We start from the raw sequence: 22,581 nt of genomic DNA, 5'->3' as shown, positions 1-22,581 counted from the left end.
AGATTAGGGTATTCAGGCAATAAACTCAATCATAAAATTGTGTTAGGCTCATGAAAAAAGAGGGGTACCTATGAGCGTCAGTCGCGAGTTTTCAAATGATGGCAAACAACTGATTATTGCCATCCAGGGGAAGTTTGATTTCAGTTTGGTACAAGAGTTTCGTCAGGCTTATAGCCATATTGGTGACTCTCAGCCAACGGTGATCATAGATTTGAGAGAGACCGAGTATCTGGACAGTTCAGCGCTGGGTATGCTGTTGAATATGCGTAAGTCTTTAGGCAGCAGTGTTAAAGGCATTCAACTTATTAATGCCAAGCCGGATGTTCGTCGTATTCTGGATATTTCCCGTTTCGATAAGATGTTTACTATTGCCTGATGCACATACTCATCGTTGATGATCAGGCCGCCAATAGGGTTATGCTAAAGGGGCTTATTGAGCGTTTTGGACACAATGTGAGCAGCGCGGAAAACGGTATGCAAGCGCTGGAGCTTTTCAGTCACAAAGGTGCTGACATTGTGTTGCTTGATGTCATGATGCCGGTTATGGACGGCCTTACAACCGCAAAACACTTAAAACAGTTAAGTGGTGAAATTCATCTTCCTGTGCTGTTTATTACTGCACTTGATGATCAGAAAACTCTTTTAGAATGCCTGGATGCGGGCGGCGATGACTTTATCAGTACGCCGCCAGAGCCTATTGTTTTACAGGCTAAGCTAAATGCTCACGCACGTGTGCGAGAATTGAGCTTTAAGCTGAAAGAAAAGAATGAAGTACTGGCTTATCACTCGAACCGCATGGAGCGTGAGCAAAATGTGGTGAGCCACATGCTAAGCAACGCACTGTTAGAAAATGAACTGAGGTTCGAGTTTCTGCAAACCTATTTATCGCCGGCAACCGAATTTAATGGTGACTTGGTCCTGTCAAAAGGGGGCCCCTTAGGAAACTACTATATTTTTGTCGGTGACTTTACCGGTCATGGCTTGGCGCCGGCAACGGGGGCACTGCCGGTTGCGCAGACGTTTTTCGATTTGGCTGAGAGAGGGTTGTCGGTTGCGACTATGGTCAAAGAGTTTAATCGGCGCCTGGTAAAATTGTTACCTGACGACATGTTTTGTGCAGCATTTGTCGCAGAGCTATCAGCAGGGGGCGACCGCCTCAGCTATTGGAACGGAGGCATTCCGGACGCTCTTTTCATTGATAATAACGGAGAAGTAACCAATCGCTTACCGTCTGAGCATCTCGCACTGGGAATTTTACCGCCCGACGAGTTTAACAGCTCTCTGAGCCATTGTTTTATCGAGCGTGGACAACGGCTGGTGGCATACACAGATGGTGTGATTGAAATGGCGAATACTGACGGTAACCGACTGAAAGAAAGTGGGTTTGAAAACAAGCTCAAGCAGTTTGGTCATCAAGACCAGTTCGATGACTTGGTGAGTTCTCTTGAAAGCTTTCAGCAGGGAACAGAACAAAGCGATGATATTTCATTAGTCGTTGTGAACTGCGTGCCAACCGGTTTACCGGTAAAGCAGGATGATCACTCAATAATCCACCTGCCATTTGAACTAAAAGTGAGCTTAACCGAACACAATATCAAAGGGGAAGATCCGGTCACTCGGCTAGTGGACTCTTTGTCGCACCTCGAAGGGATAAAAGCTCATAAAACGACGCTTTATTTGTTGTTAGCTGAAGCGTTCAATAACATTTTAGAGCATAATCTATTGCGTCTAAACTCCGACATAAAAGAAGAAGACGAGGGCTTTGAGCGTTACTATTCTGAGCGTGAGCGCCGCTTGGAAAGTCTTGAAGACATAGAAGTAGCAATTGATGTTAACTACCAGCCTGTTGATAGTGTGATTTGTTTCGGTATTCGCTCTAACGGAGAGAATGGCTATCCGGCAGACGAATTTTCGCCAGTGCTCGATGAAGAAAAAATGCACGGGCGCGGAATGCAGTTGATTAAAAATTTCTCTCGTTATTATGAGTGGAAGGACGAAGGGCAGTGCCTATATATAGAGTATGACCTTAACCTCCCGAGCGTTTAACCTTATAGCCTTGCGCTTTTAAATAGTTTTCAATACTGTCTCGCTGGTCACCCTGAAGTTCAATATCGTAGTCTTTGACAGAGCCGCCCACACCACATTGTTGTTTTAGCTTTTTCGCAAATGCCTTCAGTTCGTCTTTTGGCAGCGCCAGACCAGTGACAATAGTAACGCCTTTTCCTTTTCGGCCTTTGGTTTCTCTTCTAAGGCGTACAATGCCGTCGCTTTCTGGTATCTGCTCAGGCTCTTTCTCGGGTTCAATGCGGCCTGAATCCGTCGAATACACCATTTGGCTGAGTTGATTTTTCCAGTCAGACATAAACTACCATTTCTTTTTCGGTTGAAAGAGTTCTTCCAGGTCGTCTTCTTTTTTGTTCTTTGCTTGATCACGAGCATGTGCGTCGGTCAGCTCTTGCGCAATTTGTTCCAGAGCTTTTTTAATGGACTCCTCACGAGACGTTGTGTAATCGTCAGAAAAGCTCTGCTCTTCGATAGTGCGCAACGCTTTCTCGTAGTATTGACGCGCTGACCCTAACATATGGCTTTCATAGGCGTGACGACCGCGACGGATGAGCGTTTCAATACTAATTTTCAGCTGTAACTTGCTTAAACGCTGGTCTTCTACACTAAACACATTACTGTCAACGCGGCCACGAGCGTGCTCGCTTCTTAGCGTTGCTTTCAAGCGTTTGAGCGCATTGATCATGGCAATAATTTGCTTGTTGTTTTGCGGAATTTCAAATTCTTCGCTAATTAGGGAAGTGTCTTTAGGGTCAACCCTTTCCATTCTTTCTTTATAGTCTTCAATGCGAGCCTGAAAGTCTTTTGTCGGTGATACAGCATACATGTTTTGCAGAACTTCATAGGCACGCATATTCAGGACAGCCAACATCGACTTACCAATAGGGAAGAAGCTGGACATGTGAATAAGGTCTTCAATCTGCTCCAGAGCGCTTCTGTATCGGGCAAGTTTTTTGCGTCGCTCAAGCTCCTGACGCTGCTTATGTTGTTGCACTGAACCGACGACAATCGCCAGTATTATCAAAAGTATAATCAGTGCTATAACAATGGTGTAAATCATATAACGCTCATTAGGTTGTTATTATTTTTAAGGTAATGTCAGAGAAAAAACACCACCACCTAAGTGTCCATTATTTTTCAGTTCGATAAAACCTTTTTTATCGTTTCTTTGGTGGGCTTCAGCGATTAGGTGGGCAAAATAAAGCCCTAAACCGGTACGGCCTTTTTTCATATCCAGTTGCTGCATGGGCATTTGCGCTTGTTTTAGCATGTCTTTTGGAAAACCATCGCCATTATCGTGCACTGAAATCTGACACCCTTTATTCTCGTCGACTGTCACTGTAATAAAGAGTTTATCGGCGGTATAGCGCATAGCATTAATAATAACGTCGTTCAGTAAGTGGCTAATGAGGTCTTTGTCAAAATAGCCCGCCGCTGACTCGTCGATATCGGTTGTTACGCTGATACCACGTTGCTCAAGGTACACTTCATTGTTAAGTAGCAGTTCCTCAAGCACCTCGTCCCAATGATGTTCGTCAACATTCAGCGGCAACGCCCCCTGCTGGTCTCGGTATAAGGTCAGCAGTTGTATAAGCCCTGAGTTAATTCGTTGCGCTTCGTAATGGACTTTTGCCATGTTTTCTGTTGCACTGCCTTGTGGTACTTGCTCGGAAACCTCTTCAATTAGCTGAATAAGCAAGCAAAGCGAATTTTTCATGTCGTGAGCAGAGGAGGCGAGTATCGCAGAAAAGTCGAATGTGGGCTGTGTCATAGTTGAATTCCGGTTCCAGCTGCTTATACCTACCAGCTTTTCTATTTGTCATAGTTATTAAGATTATTATACTATTTTTTTATATCACAATTCGCAAACTGAGTGGCATGTCCTGCTATGAAATTACAGCAATTAAAATATATTGTTGAAGTGATGAACCATAATTTAAATGTTTCTGCGACAGCAGAGAGTTTATTCACTTCACAACCAGGTATTAGTAAGCAAATACGAATGCTGGAGGACGAGTTAGGGGTTCAGATTTTTGGGCGAACAGGTAAGCACTTAACACATGTCACCCCTGCAGGGCAGGATATTATTAGGGTGGCAAAGCAGGTACTCGATAACGTTCACTCGATAAAAACGGTTGCGGCCGAGCACACACAGCCGGATCAAGGCAAATTAACGATAGCGACCACTCACACTCAGGCTCGTTATGCGCTGCCCAGTGTGATTAAGCGGTTTATTGGTCAGTACCCGCGAGTGTCGTTGCACATGCATCAGGGCTCTCCGCAGCAAATTAGTGAGGCGGCGGCAAAGGGACGTACCGACTTCGCGATAGCGACTGAAGCATTGCATCTTTATCAGGATTTAATCATGCTGCCGTGCTACCACTGGAATCGCTCAATTGTGGTGCCTAAGTCACACCCGCTGGCACAATTAAAAGATATCTCTATTGAAGATGTTGCCCAGTATCCAATTGTCACTTATGTGCATGGATTTACTGGTCGTTCTGAGCTCGACAGAGCCTTCGCTCAGGCAGGTAAAGAGCCGCAAATTGTTTTTACGGCGACAGACGCAGACGTTATTAAAACCTATGTGCGTATGGAGCTAGGAATTGGTGTGCTGGCCTCAATGGCGTACACCAAAACAGAAGATAGTGACTTAGTGGCTATTCCAGCCAGTCACTTATTCGAAGCCAGCACCACTAAAATTGGCTTCCGTCGCGGAACATTTTTAAGAACTTATATGTATGACTTTATTGAGAGCTTTGCCCCACACTTGACACGTGAACGAGTGCAGCAAGCGGCGCAGCTTAAAACTCAAGAAGAAATTGATGCGTTATTTGAAGGGTGTGAGTTGCCGGTGCTGTGACGCACCGGCTTCGTTTTTAGCACTCGATAATATTAACTGCTAAGCCGCCACGGGCGGTTTCTTTGTACTTAGTCTTCATATCGTTACCGGTATCCCACATGGTCTTAATGACCTTATCCAGAGACACCTTATGGTCGCCGTTGCCACGCATTGCCAGACGGGCTGCGTTAATGGCTTTGACGGAGCCCATTGCATTACGCTCAATACACGGAACCTGAACCAGGCCACCGACAGGGTCACAGGTTAAGCCAAGGTTGTGCTCCATACCAATTTCGGCAGCATTCTCAACGGTTTCAGGGCCTCCGCCCATGAACTCAGCCAGTGCGCCGGCGGCCATGGAGCAGGCAACACCCACTTCACCCTGACAACCGACTTCAGCGCCGGAAATAGAGGCATTTTTCTTGTACAAGATGCCAATAGCGGCCGACGTTAGTAGAAAGCGAACCGCAGAGTCTTCGTCCAGTGTTTCAATGAACTTATCGGCATAACTCATGACCGCCGGAACGATACCTGCTGCACCGTTAGTTGGCGCGGTGACAATACGACCGCCTGCAGCGTTTTCTTCGTTTACTGCCAAAGCGAATAAATCGACCCAGTCCATAACTTGCATGGCATCGCTCGACTTTTCTTTTTTCAGCCGCTGATACAACGAAGACGCTCTGCGACGCACTTTTAAGCCACCGGGTAAAATACCCTCGGTGGTAATACCGTTGGTGATACTTTGCTGCATGGTGCGCCAAATTTTCATTAAGCCTTCGCGAATCTCATCTTCGCTACGGAACACTTTTTCATTCGCCATCATTAATGAGCTAATGCGCAGTCCGTGCTCCTTGCAATGACCTAATAATTCAGCGGCACTGTCGAACGGATAGGGAATAGGTTTAGATGATTGCTCAATGGCTTCTTCTAAGGTTTCATCAAAGTCTTCGTCACGAACAATAAAGCCGCCGCCAATAGAGTAGTATAGGTCGCTATAGATAATGTCGTCGCCTTTGAGGAGCTTAAGCTCCATAGCGTTGGCATGCTTTGGCATGGTTTTACGACGATGGAACGTAATAGCGCCTTCTGCCGGAAATGCGACTTCGTGCTCACCTAATAAAGCCAGTTTCTCGGTTTTGCGAGTCTGTTCAAGGAAGTTGTCAACGTTGTCGGTGTCTACTGTCTCCGGCAGTTCGCCCGCCAAACCTAAAATAACCGCTTTGCCGGTACCGTGACCTTTGCCGGTTTGCCCTAAAGAGCCAAACAACTCTACTTTGACACCATCTGCCTGAGTTAAGTGGCCAGCTTCTTTAGCGGCTTTCAGGAAATCGAAGGCCGCTTTCATAGGACCCACTGTGTGGGAACTCGAAGGACCGATACCAATTTTGTAAATATCAAAAACGCTGATCATACTTATCCTTACCTGTCGCGTTCGTTACTATTAATTATAGTATTGTCGCATGAATTGTGTGGGGGCTGGCAAGCTTTATAGCGAAATAACTGGTCAGTTGAGTGGCTTAAAGTGAGTTTTCCGCTCTGGTTGAAGTTGCTCAGCCAATTCTCGCAAAATTCCTGCGGTTGCTCCCCAGATATTGCGGTGTTGCCAGGGGATAAAATAAACCCGGTCATAAATGAACTTGCGAATGCGGTAAACGTAATGATTGCTCGGATCAAGAATGTCCGCCAGAGGTACTTCGAATATCTCGGCGACTTCACTCTCTTCGGCAACAAGCTCCTGCTGAGGCGACACAAAGGCCACATAAGGACGTATCATAAAGTAAGACAGCACGGGATAGTCATGTAGACGGCCAATCACTTCAACCTGAGACCGAGGCAAACCAATTTCTTCCTCGGTTTCTCTTAATGCCGTATCTAGCAAGTCTCTGTCGGTTCTGTCGTAGCGACCACCGGGAAAGCTAATTTGTCCGGCGTGTTTTCTTAATGAAGCGGAACGACGTGTCAGTATCAATGACAGCCCATGCGGGCGCTCAATGATAGGAATAAGCACCGCTGCTGGTCGCAGGCGCTTACGCAACGGCTCGTCGAGTTTTCGGTCAACTGACGGTGATGGGGTGAGGCTGAAACGTCGAACAAACTCGGCGCGGTTTTTGATGGTCATGAGGTTAACACCGGCAAAATACGAGACACTTTGTCCTTGGTTTCCTGGTATTCCTCATCGGCTTTAGAGTCGGCAACCAGGCCGCCCCCGGCCCAGCAATAAAGCTGACCGTTTTCTGCTAATAACGTGCGAATGGTAATACTAGAGTCGCTTTGGCCGTGCTGTGAGAAGTAGCCTATGCTGCCGCAATAAATGCCGCGGCGATTCGGCTCGAGCTCTTCAATAATTTGCATAGCCCGAATTTTAGGAGCACCGGTAATCGAGCCACCGGGGAAAGCTCCTTTAAACAGACGTAAAGCAGAGCCGCCCATTTTTAATTGCCCGGTAATGGTTGATACTAAATGATGCACAGCCGGAAAGCTCTCTATGGCAAACAGCTTCGGCGTTTTTACCGAACCGGGCTCGCAGTTTTTACTGAGGTCATTACGCAGTAAATCGACAATCATCAGGTTTTCGGCACGATCTTTCTCTGAATTCAGCAAGGCCTGTTTACTGGCGGAATCCCTGCTGCTGTCTTCATAACGTGGCCGGGTGCCTTTTATCGGCTTAGTTTGCACCTCTCCCGCACCAGTAGTGCTTAGGAAGCGCTCAGGAGAAACGCTGAGAATGGCGCTTTCAGGGGTGCGCATGAAGGCTGAAAACGGCGCGTTATTAGAAGCCCTTAACTTTTTATAAGCTGCCCACTCACAGCCCTGATAACTCGCCTGATAACGTTGCGCTAAGTTAATTTGATAGGCGTCACCGCTAAGTAAGTAGGCTTGTACCGCATTAAATTTAGTATGGTACTCTGCCTCTGACATATTGCTTCGCCAGGCGCTGGCCAGCTTGAAAGAAGTGTTTGAGTCTGACTGCGGAGACTGCTCCCAATAAGCTTTCTGCGTTTTAAGTGCCTGTTCAGGAGCGACCAGCCAAACTTCGTTGCGCTTTTTATCAAAAATAACCGCTTCGCAATAGTACGCAAGTACTGCATCACTGGAGTTGTATTCGTCACGGTTAAACTCAGGAATGACTTCCAGACAACGGCCGAAATCGTACCCCACTGCGCCGGCAAAACCGCCCTGGAAAGGCAAGTGTTCGGGGCCGTTATAATGGCCTGTCAGCGCCATTAATTGCTCAGCGTAATCGAACATCTGGGCAGCGTGAGTTGGGGCTTTCGGGAGTTGGGCTATGCTATTGGCGGAGACAGTGAGTTGCTCGTTTTTACTGCGGATGACGCATTCAGGCGCTCTGAATATAAAGTCATAATGAGCGTCTTCGTGAGTTGTCGCGGCTGAGTCAAGAAAAAGTGCATAAGCTTCGCTTTGGCAGCGCTCAAATAGCTCAAGCGCTGATAGGGTGGTTTCCAGTTTTACGGCACACAAGTCAGGAAAAATGCTCACACTTAGCCCTTTGATTTACTTAATAACAGAAACGAATTAAGGATAAGATTTATTCTATCACAGTGACACTGACTCGGTTAGTTACACTGGTCAGTTGTTGGTGAAAACGCTATTATAGCGCCACGTTTATCAGAACCCATATCGGAATCGTTCGATATAAAAATGAAGAGGTAGAGCCATGACCACCATTCGTCAGGCGGATTTTATTGACAGTATTGCTGATTCACTGCAGTACATTTCGTATTATCACCCATTAGACTTCATTAAAGCGCTGGACGAGGCGTATCAACGTGAAGAGAGCGAAGCAGCAAAGAATGCCATTGCTCAGGTGTTGACGAACTCGCGTATGTCGGCGCAAGGCCACCGTCCAATTTGTCAGGACACCGGTATTGTCACCTGCTTTGTGAAGGTTGGTATGGGTGTGCAATGGGATAAGACCGACCTGACAGTTCAACAAATGGTAGACGAAGGAACTCGCCGAGCTTACAACAATCCGGATAATCCATTACGAGCTTCAATTGTCGCAGACCCGGCAGGTGCGCGTAAAAACACGGGTGATAACACTCCTGCTGTTGTTCACATCGATATGGTGCCGGGCGACGAAATTGAAGTCATGATTGCCGCAAAAGGCGGTGGCTCTGAGAACAAGTCGAAAATGGCTATGCTAAACCCTAGTGACTCGATTGCTGACTGGGTTGTAGAAACTCTGCCGAAGATGGGCGCTGGTTGGTGTCCACCGGGTATGCTGGGTATTGGTGTTGGTGGTACCGCTGAGAAGTCAGCCGTACTGGCGAAAGAGTCGTTGATGGAGTCTGTGGACATCCATGAACTGATTGAGCGTGGCCCGCAAAACGCGGAAGAAGAATTACGCTTAGAAATTTTCAACCGTGTTAACGCATTAGGTATTGGCGCGCAGGGTTTAGGTGGTTTAACAACGGTGCTGGATGTGAAGATTAAATCACTACCGACACACGCCGCTTCTAAACCTGTGACCTTAATTCCAAACTGTGCGGCGACTCGTCACGTTCACTTTACGTTAGACGGCAGTGGTGCCGCAGACTTAGCGCCACCGAAGCTGGAAGATTGGCCCGATGTCACTTTTGAGCTGGGTGACGACGCTCGTCGTGTGAACCTGGATGAAGTGACGAAAGAAGATATTCAAGACTGGAAAATGGGTGAAACAGTGCTCTTGTCCGGTAAGTTGTTAACCGGTCGAGACGCGGCTCACAAGCGCATTAAAGGCATGCTGGATAACGGCGAAGAGCTTCCGGTCGACTTTAATAACCGCTTTATTTATTACGTGGGACCTGTCGACCCGGTGGGTGATGAAGTGGTAGGCCCTGCTGGCCCGACAACCTCGACACGTATGGACAAATTTACCGACCAGATGCTGGAAGAAGCCGGCATTATCGGCATGGTGGGTAAAGCCGAACGCGGCCCAGAAGCCGTCGAGAGTATTCGTAAACACAAAGCTGTCTATCTGATGGCTGTGGGCGGTGCTGCGTATCTGGTTGCTAAAGCGATCAAGAAAGCCAGAGTCGTTGCGTTTGAAGATTTGGGTATGGAAGCCATTTATGAGTTTGAAGTGGAAGACATGCCAGTCACTGTCGCTGTCGATAGCGACGGTCAAAATGCACATACTCAAGGTCCTGCTATTTGGAAAGCGAAAATTGCTGACTTGAACGAAAAACTGGGGGCTTAATGATGTCGCTGGCACTGTGGCAATGGATGGCAATAATAGGTGTGCCGGTTGTGACCGTTATTACGGCGTTGTTGTTGCTTTGGCAACAGCAGCGCCGTTTGCGTTTACAGGCAGAGCAACAAAATACGGCACTGGAGCAAGATGCAGAAATTCTTCGCGAGCGTATCGATGAATTGCAGCACGAAGTCTATGAAAAAGACAGTCGTCTGCGCGAGACGTTGGCCCGCGCTGATCACGAGCAAAAAACCGCAGAAGAAAAGCTGAACTTGTTAAAAGCCAGCGAGGAGCGCCTGACGCAACAATTTGAGAACCTGGCTAACCGCATTTTTGAAGAAAAGTCGAAAGGGTTGCAGCAACATCATCAGCAGTCTTTGCAGGCAACATTAGAGCCCTTTAAGCAACAAATCGATGCATTTAAAAAGCAAATTACTCAGCAGTATACCGACGAAACAAAAGAGCGTTCAGCGCTTAAAAACGAGCTGTTGTCACTGAAAGACTTAAACCGTCGTATGGCCTCTGAAGCTGAGGCGCTGACTAAAGCATTGAAAGGCGATACCAAGCAGCAGGGTAACTGGGGCGAGGTTGTACTAGAACGTATTCTCGAACAGTCGGGGCTGCGTGAAGGGCATGAGTATCAAACCCAGGCACACCACCGCGATGAAGACGGTAAGTCATTCAAACCAGATGTTATTGTGCATTTGCCCAATAAAAAAGACGTGGTTATCGACTCGAAAGTCAGTTTGTCCGCTTATGAGCGTTACTTTAACTCCGACGATGACCTTGAGCGCGAACGAGCATTAAATGAACACGTTCAGTCACTTAAACAACACATAAAACAGCTTGGGAAAAAGAGCTACCACCAATTGGAAGGCTTGCGAACGCTCGATTATGTGTTGATGTTTATTCCAATTGAACCGGCATTTCTATTGGCGGTTGATCGTGACCCAGAGCTCATCCGGCTGGCGCTGGACAATCAGATTATGCTGGTGAGCCCAACTAACTTGCTGGTTGCACTACGTACGGTTCACAATATCTGGCAGTATGAATATCAGAATCAAAACGCTGAGAAAATTGCCACCGACGCTGCGCGCTTGTACGACAAGTTTGTCGGGTTTGTAGAAGATCTGGAGAAAATTGGTAACGGCTTACAAACGCTGGATAACCGTTATCAGGAGGCGATGAAAAAGCTGAGTACCGGTCGCGGAAACCTTATTGGTCGAGTCGACAAGTTCCGCCAGATGGGTGTACAAACGAATAAACGGTTAAGTTCAGACTACTTAGAAAATGACTCTGAAAGCGACGACTGAGCAATGCGCTCAGTCGTCTTCTAAGTCCTTTAGGGCTGCTCTAATGCACTGCGACGGTAATGGTCGACCCACAATGCTGTCGCACCCGATACAGCTAGCGGCATAATAATTAGGTTCACAAAAGGAATCATTGTTAATAAAGTGATTCCCAAGCCAAACGAGAAAGTCCGACCCCGCTGTAACCCCAACTCAGAGCGCATACGCTTAAATGAAATTTTGTGATTATCGAACGGATAATCCAAATACTGAATAGACATCATCCAGCAAACAAAAACGTACCAGAGAATTTGCCCAAATACCGGGATAATTAAAGACAGCAAGAAAAAGCCAATGGCCCGTGGCAGGTAATACATGAGTTTTTGAAATTCGCGGCCAACCGCTCGGGGTATGTCCTTAAGGAGTCCCATAAACCCCTCATCCCCTAAAGCTTCGCCACTTTCATAACGCTCGACTTTTTCCGCCAGTAAGCCATTAAAAGGTGCGGCGAAAAAGTTCATGATGCTGGTAAAAATAAAGGAGAAAAAGGCGACCATCACAATGACCACCAGTGGCCATAAGATAAATTCCAACCATTGGAAAAAGTCGGGTAGCCAAGCCATGAATTTATTAAGCCAGTAGTCGGCTTCGCCGTACAGCCAGCTGAAGGCAATGGTGAAGAGAATCAGGTTGGCCAAAATAGGGACAATAACGTAGCGGCGTAGCCCTTTGGTGCGGATGAGCTGTAAACCCCTTCCTATATAGGATATTCCCGACTCACTGTAGATCGGTTTGTGCATGCGAACTCCTGCTGTCACTTTTGTTGCTCATAATAGGGCAAAACCACCCTTATGTGTGGTTGAAATTGTTACAAATGACTACGGGATCTGCTAGAGTCTTTGGATTATAAATAACGTCAGTAATAACTATAAAAACAGCCGAATGCGACTGAAACACATCAAACTTGTGGGCTTCAAATCATTTGTTGACCCGACCAAAGTTCCTTTTCCCGATCAAATGACCTGCGTAGTGGGTCCGAACGGCTGTGGCAAGTCGAATGTCATCGACGCTGTGCGCTGGGTTCTGGGTGAAAGCTCAGCGAAAAACCTTCGCGGCGATGCCATGACTGACGTGATTTTTAATGGTTCTAACGCCCGTAAGCCTGTGTCTCAAGCCAGTGTTGAACTGGTATTTGATAATAGCGCAGGGCGTATTCAGGGTGAGTATGCCGCGTTTAACGAAATCTCCGTCAAACGCTTAGTTACCCGGGACGGCCAGTCGAACTATTTTCTGAACGGCAGTCGTTGCCGACGCCGCGATATTACTGATTTATTCCTCGGGACCGGCCTCGGCCCCCGAAGCTACGCCATTATTGAACAAGGTATGATCTCCCGCTTAATTGAGTCAAAACCTCAAGAGTTGCGGGTGTTTATTGAAGAAGCGGCGGGTATTTCTAAATACAAAGAGCGTCGCCGTGAAACAGAAAACCGGATGAATCACACGCGCGAAAACTTAGAGCGTCTGAGTGATGTGCGTGAAGAACTGGGTCAGCAGCTGGATAAGCTAGAGCGTCAGGCGGCTGCGGCAATTCGATATAAAGAACTGAAAAAACAAGAGCGCCAGTTGAAAGGCGAACTGCAGGCATTGCGTTGGTTAAAATTAGATAACCAGCGGCAGCAACTTGATGCCCAATACTCTGAGCAGCAGGCCGAACTTGAAAAGTGGCAGGCGCAGCAAAGCGGCGACGAACGTGGAGCTATAGAGCTGAAAGAAAGGGCTGAAGAGTTACGCTCTCAAGTTGAACAATCGCAAGAGAAAATGTTCACCTTGGGTAATGAAGTGACTCGTATTGAGCAAACTCTAAAGCATCAGCATGAAATTAAAGCGCAGCGTGAAGAGCGTTTGCAGCGAATTCAAAGCGAACTGACACAACTTGAGTCGCAACTTGATGAAGATAAGCTGCAAAAAGAGCAGTTGGCTGAGCAGGAAATGATGCTTGAACCGCAGCTTGAAGAGCTAGCCGAACAGGTTGAAGAGGTGTCTGAGCAAGCGCAACAGGCTGATGAAAACTACCGAAGCTGGCAACAGCAACAACGCTCACAGCAGCAAAAAGTTCGTGATATTGAACAACAGCATCAGCAGGCGCAGCTGAAAGAACAACAGCTTCAGCAAAGCCGTGATTACACTGAGCAACAGTTAGAGCAAGTTAACGACCAGCAACAGGACGTTAAAAAGCAGCTTAGTGAAGTATCGTCAGACAGCCTGCAACGCGAATTTGATGAGGCTAGTGAGCGATTAAACAGCGCTATTGAGCGACTTCAAACAACAAAGCAACGGTTAGCGGACAGTCGCGAGCAGGTTGAGCAGGCACAGGAAGCGAAGCGCAGTGTTGAATTAGAACAGAATAAAGTACAGGCGAACCTGCAAGCCATTGAGCAGTTACTCATCAAGCATCAGTCAGGCGATGACAGCGCGGATGAATGGCTTGAAACGCATTATCCAAATACCCCAAGAGTCCGTGACGTTCTGAAAGCAGAGCCTGGCTGGGAATTGGCTGTTGAGCAGTTTTTGTATGAGTGGCTGGATGCCGCGGTTCTTGAAAGCGCACCTGAGCGAACTGAGTCGGTAGCAGGTCTGAAACTGATATGGCCAAGCGCCGGAGAGCCTAAATCGGGTACTTTGGCGAGCAAAGTCTCTGGCGCATTAAGATATTGGCCGCCGCTGCAACTCTGTGCTGTGGCTGACAGTGATGAGCAAGCACAAAAGCAGGTATTAGGCGGTGAGGCTGAGTTTGCTGTGTCAAAACAGGGTAACTGGCACTGGCCTAACGGGTTTATGTCATCGCGAATTGATAGCAACACCAGCCAACTGCAGTTGCAGAGTCAGTGTGACAGCCTGAAACGTGAGCAAGAAGAGTTAGAAAACTCGCTAGAAACAGCGACAGAAAAATTGGAACATGCACGCGCTTCTCAGAAAGAGATTGAGCAGGAACTTGAGCGCGAGCAAGAGCAGCAACAGGCCGCGCAGAATGACACAAATAAAGCGGAGCAGCAGTTAAACTGGGCTAAGCAACAGCAACAACAGTATACGCAACAACTGGAGAGGCTTAGCGAGCAACAATCAGAGCTTGAGCAAAAAGCAGAAGAGCTTAATGAGCGTATTGAGGAAGCTGCATTACAAAGAGAAGAGCTGAACGAACGGTTATTGGAGAGTGACGGGGCGAATGACGACTCAGGTGATGAGTTAGAACGGCTGGCCAGCGACAAGAAAGAGCAGCTGCAGGCACTAAAGTCTAAACAACAGCAGCTGTCTATGCAGCAACAAAACATTACTGTTCAGGTACAGCAGCTCGACACGGTCTTACAACGCAGTGAACAGCGTTACCAGCAGTTGGTGGATGAAAAGACCACGCAACAAAGCTCTGACGGCGAAGAAAATAAGCAGGAATTGGAAGAGCGACTGACAGAGCTTCTTGACCAGCGTCAGGAGCAGGAAGCCATTTTGCAGGAGCAGCGTGCGCAACTGTCTGAGTTAGAACATGAATTGTCAGAGCTTAATCAAGGTCAGTCGGCTGTTCAAATGCGTATTGCGCAAGCCAAAGAAGCACTGCAAAGCACTGAGATTGAGAAGGCCAAGTTGCAAGAGCGCAGCCAGGGTGTGCTTGAGGGACTGGCAGAAACCGGCATGACCTTGAAGACCTTACTGCAGGAGTTGCCACAGGAAGCAGAGGAGCAGCCGTGGCAGACTAACCTGGAGAACGTGCAGAACAAAATTAAGCGCCTGGGAGCCATTAACCTGGCGGCGATTGAAGAAGCTGAAGCGCAAAGAGAGCGTAAACAGTATCTGGATCAGCAAGTGGATGACCTATCATCGTCTTTAGAAACGCTGGAAACGGCCATACGAAAAATAGATAAAGAAACCCGGCATCGTTTTAAAACGACTTTTGATGCGGTGAACAGTGACTTACAGGTATTGTTTCCAAAAGTGTTTGGCGGCGGTAGTGCCAGTTTAGAACTCACTGACGACGACTTGCTGGAAACAGGCGTCACTATTATGGCAAGGCCACCGGGTAAAAAGAATAGTACGATTCACCTGCTAAGTGGTGGAGAAAAAGCATTGACCGCATTATCATTGGTGTTTGCCATTTTCCGGTTGAATCCAGCACCATTTTGCTTGTTAGATGAGGTTGATGCGCCACTCGATGATGCGAACGTAGGCCGCTTTTGCCGCTTAGTGAGTGAAATGTCAGAATCGGTACAGTTTATTTATATCAGTCACAACAAAGTGGCTATGGAAATGGCGTCACACCTTGCCGGGGTGACAATGCAGGAAGCAGGTGTGTCGCGCCTGGTTGCCGTTGATGTAGAGCAAGCCGTCGCTATGACGGAAGCCTGACAATAATAAAAAGGTTGATAGAGCACATGGGCAATTTACAATTGACGCTCGGAATTTTAGGGGTACTGGCCATTGCCGGTATTATCGCGCACGGATTATGGAAAATTCGTAAAGGGAACCAGCAGCAACGGCAGCAAGAACAGCGTGTTGCTGAAAAGCGCCAGAAACAAAATAGTGGCTTTGATGATGATGGTATAGGGGAAGTCAGGGTGGTTCGTCAGGCTTCGTCTGAAGCACCGGATACCACGGACTCGGTGCCAACTGACGATGAAGACACGAGTACCAGAGACCCTAGTGCTGAGCCGAAGCCGTCAATGCGTGAAGAAAAGCTTCAAGAAAAAGCTCAGGAGAAACCGAGTCAGCCTCTTTCTGCGGCCGAGCAAATGGCTATGGACCTGGACGTCGACGACGAAGTCGATACGCCGCTACCTTCTATGCGTGTGGATAAAAATGAGGAAGTAGAGCAATCTGAGTTGGCGTTAGAGCCTTCAGACGAGAAACCACTGAAACAGCCTGAAGCGTCAACTGAGCAACCTGAAGAGCCCGAAGAACAGGGGGAGACAGACATTGGCGAGCCAGAGGAAGTTATTGCATTGCATGTAAAAGGCTCAGTGCAGGGCGCATTATTGTTACAAATGATGACCGAACTCGGCTGTAAGTTTGGCGACTTAGGTATCTTTCACCGTTATGAAAATACGGCGGGTACCGGCGAGTTAATTTTTAGTGTTGCCAATATGTTTAATCCGGGAACCTTTGATCTCGACAACCTGGAAAACTTTGAAACAGAAGGCGTTGCGTTTTTTATGGCCTTGCCGATGAAGTTCGACGGCCAGCAGGCCTTTAATATGATGCTTAATGCAGCCAAAAAGCTGGCGACTGAAATACCTCAAGGGCAGGTTTTAGATGGTCAGCGACAATTACTAACCCGTCAGTCTATTCACGAAGCACGACAAACTATCCGTGAGTTTGAACGTCAACATTCAGCATAGAATTAGGTGTTATGAGTCAATCTACTGCCCAGCGAATGCAAGAGCTGGAACAATTACTGAATCGCTACAACAAAGAATATTACGAAAATGATGAGCCGTCGGTTCCTGATGCTGAGTACGACAAACTATTTCGTGAATTGCAGACGCTGGAAAAGCAAAATCCAGACCTAAAAAGCAAAACCTCACCAACGGCTAAAGTGGGTGGTAAGCCGTTAGCTAAATTCAACACGGTAAAACATGAAGTACCTATGTTGTCGTTGGATAATGCGTTTTCTGCGGAAGAATTCGCAGCGTTTTCTAAGCGTATTGGGCAAAAGCTGGATGAGGGGACTCAGGTCACGTTCTGCTGTGAGCCCAAGCTTGATGGTGCGGCCGTCAGTTTATTGTATGAGTCGGGAGTGCTGGTACGCGGTGCCACTCGAGGTGACGGCGAAAGTGGTGAGGATATTACTGAAAACGTCAAAACCATACGCAACATTCCCCTCAAGTTAAAAGGCGATGTCCCTGACCGACTGGAAGTGAGAGGCGAAGTGGTGATGCCAATCGGCGCCTTTGACCGCTTTAATGAAAAGGCTCGTCAACAGGGCGAAAAGGTTTTCGCTAACCCAAGAAATGCCGCTGCCGGGAGTTTGCGTCAACTGGACTCCCGAATAACGGCAAAGCGTCCATTGCATTTTTACGCTTATAGCCTGGGGTTAGTGTCTGAGCATACGGTATTGCCCGACAGCCATTATGAACGTCTGCAGCAGCTAGCCGAATGGGGGCTTCCCGTTAATAGTGAAATTGAACGGGTAGACTCTGTTGAAGGTTGTGACAGTTATTATGAAAAAATTCTTGAGCGCAGAGACTCGCTGAATTACGACATTGATGGTGTTGTCTTTAAGGTTGATACCATAGCTCTTCAGGAAGAACTTGGCTTTGTTGCCAGAGCGCCGCGTTGGGCTATTGCCCGTAAGTTCCCGGCACAAGAGCAACTGACGACTATTACTGGCGTCGACTTTCAGGTAGGACGTACCGGAGCTATTACTCCGGTTGCCCGGCTAAAGCCTGTCAGCGTTGGGGGAGTAACCGTATCGAACGCGACTTTGCATAACGCCGATGAAATTGAGCGTTTGGGCGTGCGCATTGGTGATACGGTAAGCATTCGCCGCGCCGGGGACGTTATTCCTCAGGTTGTCAGCGTTTTGAAAGAAAAACGGCCTGACAATACACAGGAAATAGCTTTTCCAACACGCTGCCCGGTTTGTGACTCTGACGTTGAGCGCATTGAGGGGGAGGCCGTGGCTCGTTGTAGCGGAGGACTCTACTGCGCAGCTCAGCGTAAAGAGGCGATAAAACACTTTGCCTCGCGTAAAGCCATGGATATTGATGGTTTAGGCGACAAGTTGGTTGATGTTCTGGTTGAAAAAGATTGGGTAAAATCACCTGCTGACCTATATCGTTTAAGTAAAGCCGAGCTGGCCACACTGCCAAGAATGGCCGCTAAGTCTGCTGAAAACTTAAAAAGCGCAATAGCTGCAACTCAGGAAACCACGCTTGCACGTTTTCTTTATGCGTTAGGCATTAGAGAGGTCGGAGAAGCCACAGCAAAAGCCCTGGCCAGACATTTTAAAACCTTTGACGCCGTTCAGTCCGCCAGCAGTGAACAATTGCAGGAAGTTCCTGATGTTGGCACGGTCGTGGCTGAACACATTGTGCGTTTTTTCCGTGAATCGCATAACGAAAACGTGGTGAAAGAGCTACGTGAGTTTGTCCATTGGCCGGAAGGCGAAGAGGCAGGCGACATACAAAGCGATCGTTTAGCTGGAAATACTTACGTGATTACCGGTACTTTGTCGACAATGACTCGTGACGAAGCCAAACAGGCGTTAGAAGCGTTAGGAGCAAAAGTCAGTGGCAGTGTGTCTAAGAAAACGACGGCGTTAATTGCCGGAGAAAGTGCTGGCTCAAAACTGACGAAAGCCCAATCCCTCGGGCTTTCGATACTGTCTGAAGACGAATTAAAAGAGCTTTTGGGCGCTTAGCGGCCGCGTGTGCTCAGGTCTTTTAAAAGGCCTGAGCCGCTAATATCAGCTATGCCTTTTTCTTCATCGAACTCGAACTTAATGGTTGGGTGTGTGCTATCTAACAAATAGCTTCTGTCGTTAATTCTGACGCGCAAGTGCTTCAACGGCTCTTCGTCATCAAATTCCCGGCGATGCTCAACAACGATGTTGTGCTCACCAATGGCCAGTTCGAAGCCTTTAAAAAAGCCTTCTGCAAACTCGGCAACATAGACCTGACCTTTGTCATTCACAAACATATTGAGAATGTAATTAGGCGGCATTTCAGAAGTGCGCATTTGCGACTTGCCCGCGGTGAATATCACCGTGTCATAGACTTTTTTATACTCAAACCCGAAGTTAAGAGGTTCAGTCCTACCTGAAGGGTAAATAACTTTACCTTCGCCTTTGGCTTCCCAGTCAGCCAAACTCTGGGTACTGAATAACAAAGCAATACAAGTAATAGCGTATTTCAAAATCTTCATAACGGGCCTCAACTACTCACCTCGGTTACATCTACTTTCAGTCTCAGCATCTGTCCAGGCTGCAGGTAACGGTTGCGTTGAATATTATTCCATTGCTCAATTTGGCGAATGGTCACGTTAAACTTATTAGCTATCCTTGCAAGAGAGTCTCCTGAACGTACGCGGTAATTAACCGTTCGAATAATGCTGTTAACACTACTGCGTACGACGGAAGAGGCCTCAGCTTCAGTCCAAACAACAAGCTCTTGCCCAGGTCTTAAGTAGTCTCCGGGCGCCATTGAATTCCAGCGAGCTAGATCTCTTAGGTTGACGTCATAAGCACGACTGATATCCCAGAGAGTGTCACCCGACTGAACAATATAATCAATACGTTTGCCGTCGCGTTTTTGATCTTGACGGTTTTCACGGCGCTGATCTTGCGACAAGGTGTAATTTTCAAGGCCTAAGGTGGCAACAGGAACCAGTAAGTGCTCACCGGCGCGAATAATATGGCTGCTAATGTCGTTAAGCTGTTGAATGACATCGACAGAAGTATTGTATTTTTTTGATATCGTTAGCAGGCTTTCTCCTGACTTCACCTTGTGGCGTGTCCAGGAAAGCCAGTCTTTAGGCTCGGTCTCTTGCAATGCCAGGCTGAACCGCTCTGCATTTTCAGCCGGTAACAAAAAGCGGTGAGGGCCGTCAGGTGCTGTGGCCCAGCGGTTATAGCCCGAGTTAAATTGGTGCAGTTCTTCCAATGACAAATCAGCCATATCGGCCGCGAGGGCTAAGTCGATTTGCGCTGGAGCTTCTACTACTTCCAGCATTGGCTGATTTTCAATAGGGTACCAGGTAATACCGTATTTTTCGCTATTAGCCAAAATATCAGCCAAGGCTAATAATTTAGGAACATAAGCGCGAGTTTCACGCGGTAAGTCCAGGTTCCAGAAGTCGGTTGGCTTGCCGGCACGCTTGTTTCTTCGAATTGCATTGCCAACGCGCCCCTCACCTGAGTTATAAGCAGCCAAAGCATGCATCCAGTTGCCGTCGAAATAACGGTAGAGGGCTTCTAAATAGTCCAGCGCAGCATGGGTCGCGGCAAATACGTCCCGTCGACCGTCGTACCACCAGTTAATATCTAAACCATATTGACGGGCTGTGCCCGGAATAAATTGCCAAACACCGGATGCACTGCCATGAGAATAGGCGAACGGGTCAAACGCACTTTCGACAATAGGCAACAGCGCCAGATCAATAGGCATTTCACGGCGCTCTAATTCTTCAACGATAAGATGTAAATAAGGCTCTGCACGTTTAGCAACCCGGTCTAAATATTCAGGATGACTGGCGTACCAGTTTCGTTGACTTTGGACTCGTTGCACATTCGGCACGTCAAACACCAATTGTTGACGAATACGCTGCCATAGGTCGTCTTGTTCCTGCGGTGTCAACTGAACCGGCTCGGGCTCCTTTTTTGTTGTCGCTTCTGCAGTAACAATCGTTTCTTCAGGAACCGGTATCAGCTCTAAAGAGGTTTTTTCATGGTTAGTTTCTTGCTTTTTCTCAGCAAAGAAAAGGCCAGTGCTTTGGCATCCTGAAAGAGCGATAGCGCTTGTCAGTACACTTAATTTTAGCCAAGTTGTGCGGCTTCTTGTTATAACCATGAATTTTAAAACCCTGAATATGTTAAAACTTGGTGAAGTTTAAAGAATCAGCCGTTATCTTTCCACTGTCTAATAGTGTAAAAAACGTCCTCAGGGGCATTTTTTACACTTCCGGCATGTTCCGAAGCCGCTTTCATCACACTTTTCTGATCAAACCGTAAGAATGGGTTTATCGCTAATTCAAGGTTTAACGTACTCGGTAGAGTAATTTCATTTTGTTCGCGTAGCATTTTGACCTTTTCGGCATAACTTTTCAGTATCGGGTTGCTAGGTTCCACTTTTTGGGCGAAAGCTAAGTTAGCCTGTGTGTATTCATGTGCGCAAAAGACCCGAGTATCCCCCGGAAGCTGACGAAGCTTAAGTAACGACTGACTAAATTGCTCAGGCGTTCCCTCAAACATACGCCCACAACCGCCGGAAAATAGCGTGTCTCCACAAAATAGAAAGCCGGGCGTGTAAAAACTAATGTGATCAAGTGTGTGCCCCGGAGTTTCTATCACTTCCCAGTCAACGCCAGCCATTGAAAAACGCTCACCTTCTTGAACCGCCTGGGTAATTGTTTTTATCTCTGGGTTGTGCGGACCAATAACCGGACATGAGTATTTTTTAGTCAAGTCAGCGATACCGCCAGTATGATCATAATGATGGTGCGTGACGAAAATAGCGGTAATGGTTTTATTGTTTTCTTTCAGCCATTCAAAAACCGGAGTGGCTTCGCCGGGGTCGACGATAATGACGCCATCGCTTGTGTTTGTCTCAATAGCCCAAATGTAATTGTCGTCAAACGCACAAATAGGGTGAACTCGCATAGAAACCTCGATAACGCTAAGCTATGATGAGTTAGCGATAGTGACAGAATGCTCCCATAATACAGGATGACGCAGTGTTTATTAAACCGGCATATTCTAAGGTTCCGTTAAAGACACCTACACAGTGGAGCAGTCTGGCCTGCGGAGAGTTCATTAAGTCGCAAACCCGTGAGGTTATGCACCGTTATGAGCGCAAGATGAAGCCAGGTTGTCAGGTCATTGTCGGCAATTTGGGGGCAGAACTTCAGCAACAAGAGCATATAGACAGGGTTTCAGTGGCGCCATCAGGGCAGGCTGACATGTTAGGCATATTGACCGAGCTGCCAATAAAAACCGACAGTGTCGACACGTTAATTAGCCCCTTTACCCTTGAATTTCACCAACATCCCCACCAACTTTTAAGAGAGTACACGAGAGTATTGGACGATGACGGGGTATTGGTTCTAATGGGTTTTAACCCGGTCAGTCCGGCGGTAGCCAGTGGCTTTTTTGTGCGTCATGCAAAACCATTTCCCTGGTGTGGACGTTATTTTTCAATAGCAAGAATGAAAGACTGGCTGGCGCTTTTGGGGTTCGACGTAAAATACAGTGAATACTTCGTTCCTCATTTATTGCATAAAGCGGAGTTCCAGGGGTTGGATTGGTCCAGCTCGCTGTGTGAAAAAGTCAGGGTGTTTAATGCGGCTTATGTACTGGTCGCAACCAAACAAACATTGATTGGTCGAATTAATACGGTATCGACACGCAGAAAAGTGCGTTTATCAGGGCAGCAGCCCGCTACTGCCATGACATCGGACAGTTTTAAATTAGATAAGCTAAAGAGGTAAAA

The 22,581-nt window shown here is 47.4% G+C and carries 19 protein-coding genes; 9 read left to right on the top strand and 10 right to left on the bottom strand.

Going from position 1 to position 22,581, the window contains the following annotated elements; genetic code table 11:
* Positions 1-70: 70 nt before the first annotated feature.
* Positions 71-376 (top strand): STAS domain-containing protein, encoded by a 306-nt coding sequence (locus B3850_RS04480; RefSeq protein WP_058578817.1) that lies wholly within the window; start codon positions 71-73, stop codon positions 374-376.
* On the top strand, positions 376-2,046 hold the full coding sequence (locus B3850_RS04475) for a PP2C family protein-serine/threonine phosphatase (protein WP_286872893.1): 1,671 nt from the start codon (positions 376-378) through the stop codon (positions 2,044-2,046). Before B3850_RS04480 ends, B3850_RS04475 begins: the two co-directional genes overlap by 1 nt.
* On the opposite strand, the gene yciH is transcribed toward B3850_RS04475, so the two are convergent.
* Genes yciH through B3850_RS04460 form a run of 3 tightly spaced genes read right to left on the bottom strand, consistent with a single transcriptional unit; the run spans position 2,027 to position 3,835 of the window.
* Complete coding sequence (gene yciH / locus B3850_RS04470; RefSeq protein ID WP_058578819.1) at positions 2,027-2,362, bottom strand: stress response translation initiation inhibitor YciH; 336 nt, start codon at positions 2,360-2,362, stop codon at positions 2,027-2,029. The genes B3850_RS04475 and yciH overlap by 20 nt on opposite strands.
* Positions 2,363-2,365: 3 nt before the next feature.
* Positions 2,366-3,124 (bottom strand): hypothetical protein, encoded by a 759-nt coding sequence (locus B3850_RS04465; protein ID WP_273267589.1) that lies wholly within the window; start codon positions 3,122-3,124, stop codon positions 2,366-2,368.
* A 27-nt stretch (positions 3,125-3,151) separates the two neighbouring features.
* Complete coding sequence (locus B3850_RS04460; protein ID WP_058578821.1) at positions 3,152-3,835, bottom strand: sensor histidine kinase; 684 nt, start codon at positions 3,833-3,835, stop codon at positions 3,152-3,154.
* 117 nt (positions 3,836-3,952) lie between these two features.
* On the opposite strand from B3850_RS04460, the gene cysB reads away from it, so the two are divergent.
* A complete protein-coding gene (gene cysB / locus B3850_RS04455; RefSeq protein ID WP_286872887.1) occupies positions 3,953-4,927 on the top strand; it encodes an HTH-type transcriptional regulator CysB in 975 nt (324 codons plus the stop codon).
* A 16-nt stretch (positions 4,928-4,943) separates the two neighbouring features.
* Here the strand turns inward: cysB and B3850_RS04450 are convergent, their stop codons facing one another.
* The 3 genes from B3850_RS04450 to pabB form a co-directional block, all read right to left on the bottom strand.
* Positions 4,944-6,317: an L-serine ammonia-lyase gene (locus tag B3850_RS04450; RefSeq protein WP_053952485.1), complete on the bottom strand. Its 1,374-nt coding sequence runs from the start codon at positions 6,315-6,317 to the stop codon at positions 4,944-4,946.
* A 93-nt stretch (positions 6,318-6,410) separates the two neighbouring features.
* A complete protein-coding gene (locus B3850_RS04445) occupies positions 6,411-7,025 on the bottom strand; it encodes a CoA pyrophosphatase (protein ID WP_286872878.1) in 615 nt (204 codons plus the stop codon).
* On the bottom strand, positions 7,022-8,404 hold the full coding sequence (gene pabB, locus B3850_RS04440; protein WP_286872876.1) for an aminodeoxychorismate synthase component I: 1,383 nt from the start codon (positions 8,402-8,404) through the stop codon (positions 7,022-7,024). The genes B3850_RS04445 and pabB overlap by 4 nt, the downstream gene beginning before the upstream one ends.
* 178 nt (positions 8,405-8,582) lie before the next feature.
* Between pabB and B3850_RS04435 the strand changes: the two genes are divergently transcribed.
* Both B3850_RS04435 and rmuC read left to right on the top strand, forming a co-directional pair.
* Positions 8,583-10,106 carry a fumarate hydratase gene (locus tag B3850_RS04435; protein WP_286872874.1) on the top strand — a complete coding sequence of 508 codons (1,524 nt, stop codon included), beginning with the start codon at positions 8,583-8,585 and terminating at the stop codon, positions 10,104-10,106.
* The gene (gene rmuC, locus B3850_RS04430; protein ID WP_126751594.1) at positions 10,106-11,413 is read left to right on the top strand and encodes a DNA recombination protein RmuC; all 1,308 of its coding nucleotides are present in this window, start codon (positions 10,106-10,108) and stop codon (positions 11,411-11,413) included. The genes B3850_RS04435 and rmuC overlap by 1 nt, the downstream gene beginning before the upstream one ends.
* 29 nt (positions 11,414-11,442) lie before the next feature.
* Here the strand turns inward: rmuC and cysZ are convergent, their stop codons facing one another.
* A complete protein-coding gene (gene cysZ / locus B3850_RS04425; RefSeq protein WP_286872870.1) occupies positions 11,443-12,189 on the bottom strand; it encodes a sulfate transporter CysZ in 747 nt (248 codons plus the stop codon).
* Between the two features lie 142 nt (positions 12,190-12,331).
* Between cysZ and smc the strand changes: the two genes are divergently transcribed.
* Genes smc through ligA form a run of 3 tightly spaced genes read left to right on the top strand, consistent with a single transcriptional unit; the run spans position 12,332 to position 18,797 of the window.
* Complete coding sequence (gene smc / locus B3850_RS04420; RefSeq protein ID WP_286911438.1) at positions 12,332-15,784, top strand: chromosome segregation protein SMC; 3,453 nt, start codon at positions 12,332-12,334, stop codon at positions 15,782-15,784.
* 26 nt (positions 15,785-15,810) lie between these two features.
* The gene (zipA, locus tag B3850_RS04415) at positions 15,811-16,773 is read left to right on the top strand and encodes a cell division protein ZipA (protein WP_058578828.1); all 963 of its coding nucleotides are present in this window, start codon (positions 15,811-15,813) and stop codon (positions 16,771-16,773) included.
* Positions 16,774-16,784: 11 nt separating this feature from the next.
* Positions 16,785-18,797 (top strand): NAD-dependent DNA ligase LigA, encoded by a 2,013-nt coding sequence (gene ligA, locus B3850_RS04410; RefSeq protein ID WP_286911437.1) that lies wholly within the window; start codon positions 16,785-16,787, stop codon positions 18,795-18,797.
* Here the strand turns inward: ligA and B3850_RS04405 are convergent.
* From B3850_RS04405 to gloB, 3 genes are read right to left on the bottom strand one after another with little or no spacing between them, the layout of a single operon-like run.
* Entirely contained in the window at positions 18,794-19,300 is a 507-nt protein-coding gene (locus tag B3850_RS04405) for a hypothetical protein (RefSeq protein ID WP_058578830.1), read from the bottom strand. The two genes, ligA and B3850_RS04405, sit on opposite strands and share 4 nt — an antisense overlap.
* Positions 19,301-19,308: 8 nt before the next feature.
* The gene (locus B3850_RS04400; RefSeq protein ID WP_058578831.1) at positions 19,309-20,943 is read right to left on the bottom strand and encodes a lytic transglycosylase; all 1,635 of its coding nucleotides are present in this window, start codon (positions 20,941-20,943) and stop codon (positions 19,309-19,311) included.
* Positions 20,944-20,990: 47 nt separating this feature from the next.
* A complete protein-coding gene (gloB, locus tag B3850_RS04395) occupies positions 20,991-21,752 on the bottom strand; it encodes a hydroxyacylglutathione hydrolase (RefSeq protein ID WP_286875660.1) in 762 nt (253 codons plus the stop codon).
* Positions 21,753-21,826: 74 nt separating this feature from the next.
* On the opposite strand from gloB, the gene B3850_RS04390 reads away from it, so the two are divergent.
* The gene (locus B3850_RS04390) at positions 21,827-22,579 is read left to right on the top strand and encodes a class I SAM-dependent methyltransferase (protein ID WP_286875662.1); all 753 of its coding nucleotides are present in this window, start codon (positions 21,827-21,829) and stop codon (positions 22,577-22,579) included.
* The last annotated feature ends 2 nt before the right edge of the window (positions 22,580-22,581 follow it).

Source organism: Idiomarina sp. UBA4520, assembly GCF_002388365.1.
Taxonomy (GTDB): Bacteria; Pseudomonadota; Gammaproteobacteria; order Enterobacterales; family Alteromonadaceae; genus Idiomarina; species Idiomarina zobellii.
Note: the sequence above shows the minus strand (reverse complement) of the source record. Positions and strands in the feature narration are given on the sequence as shown.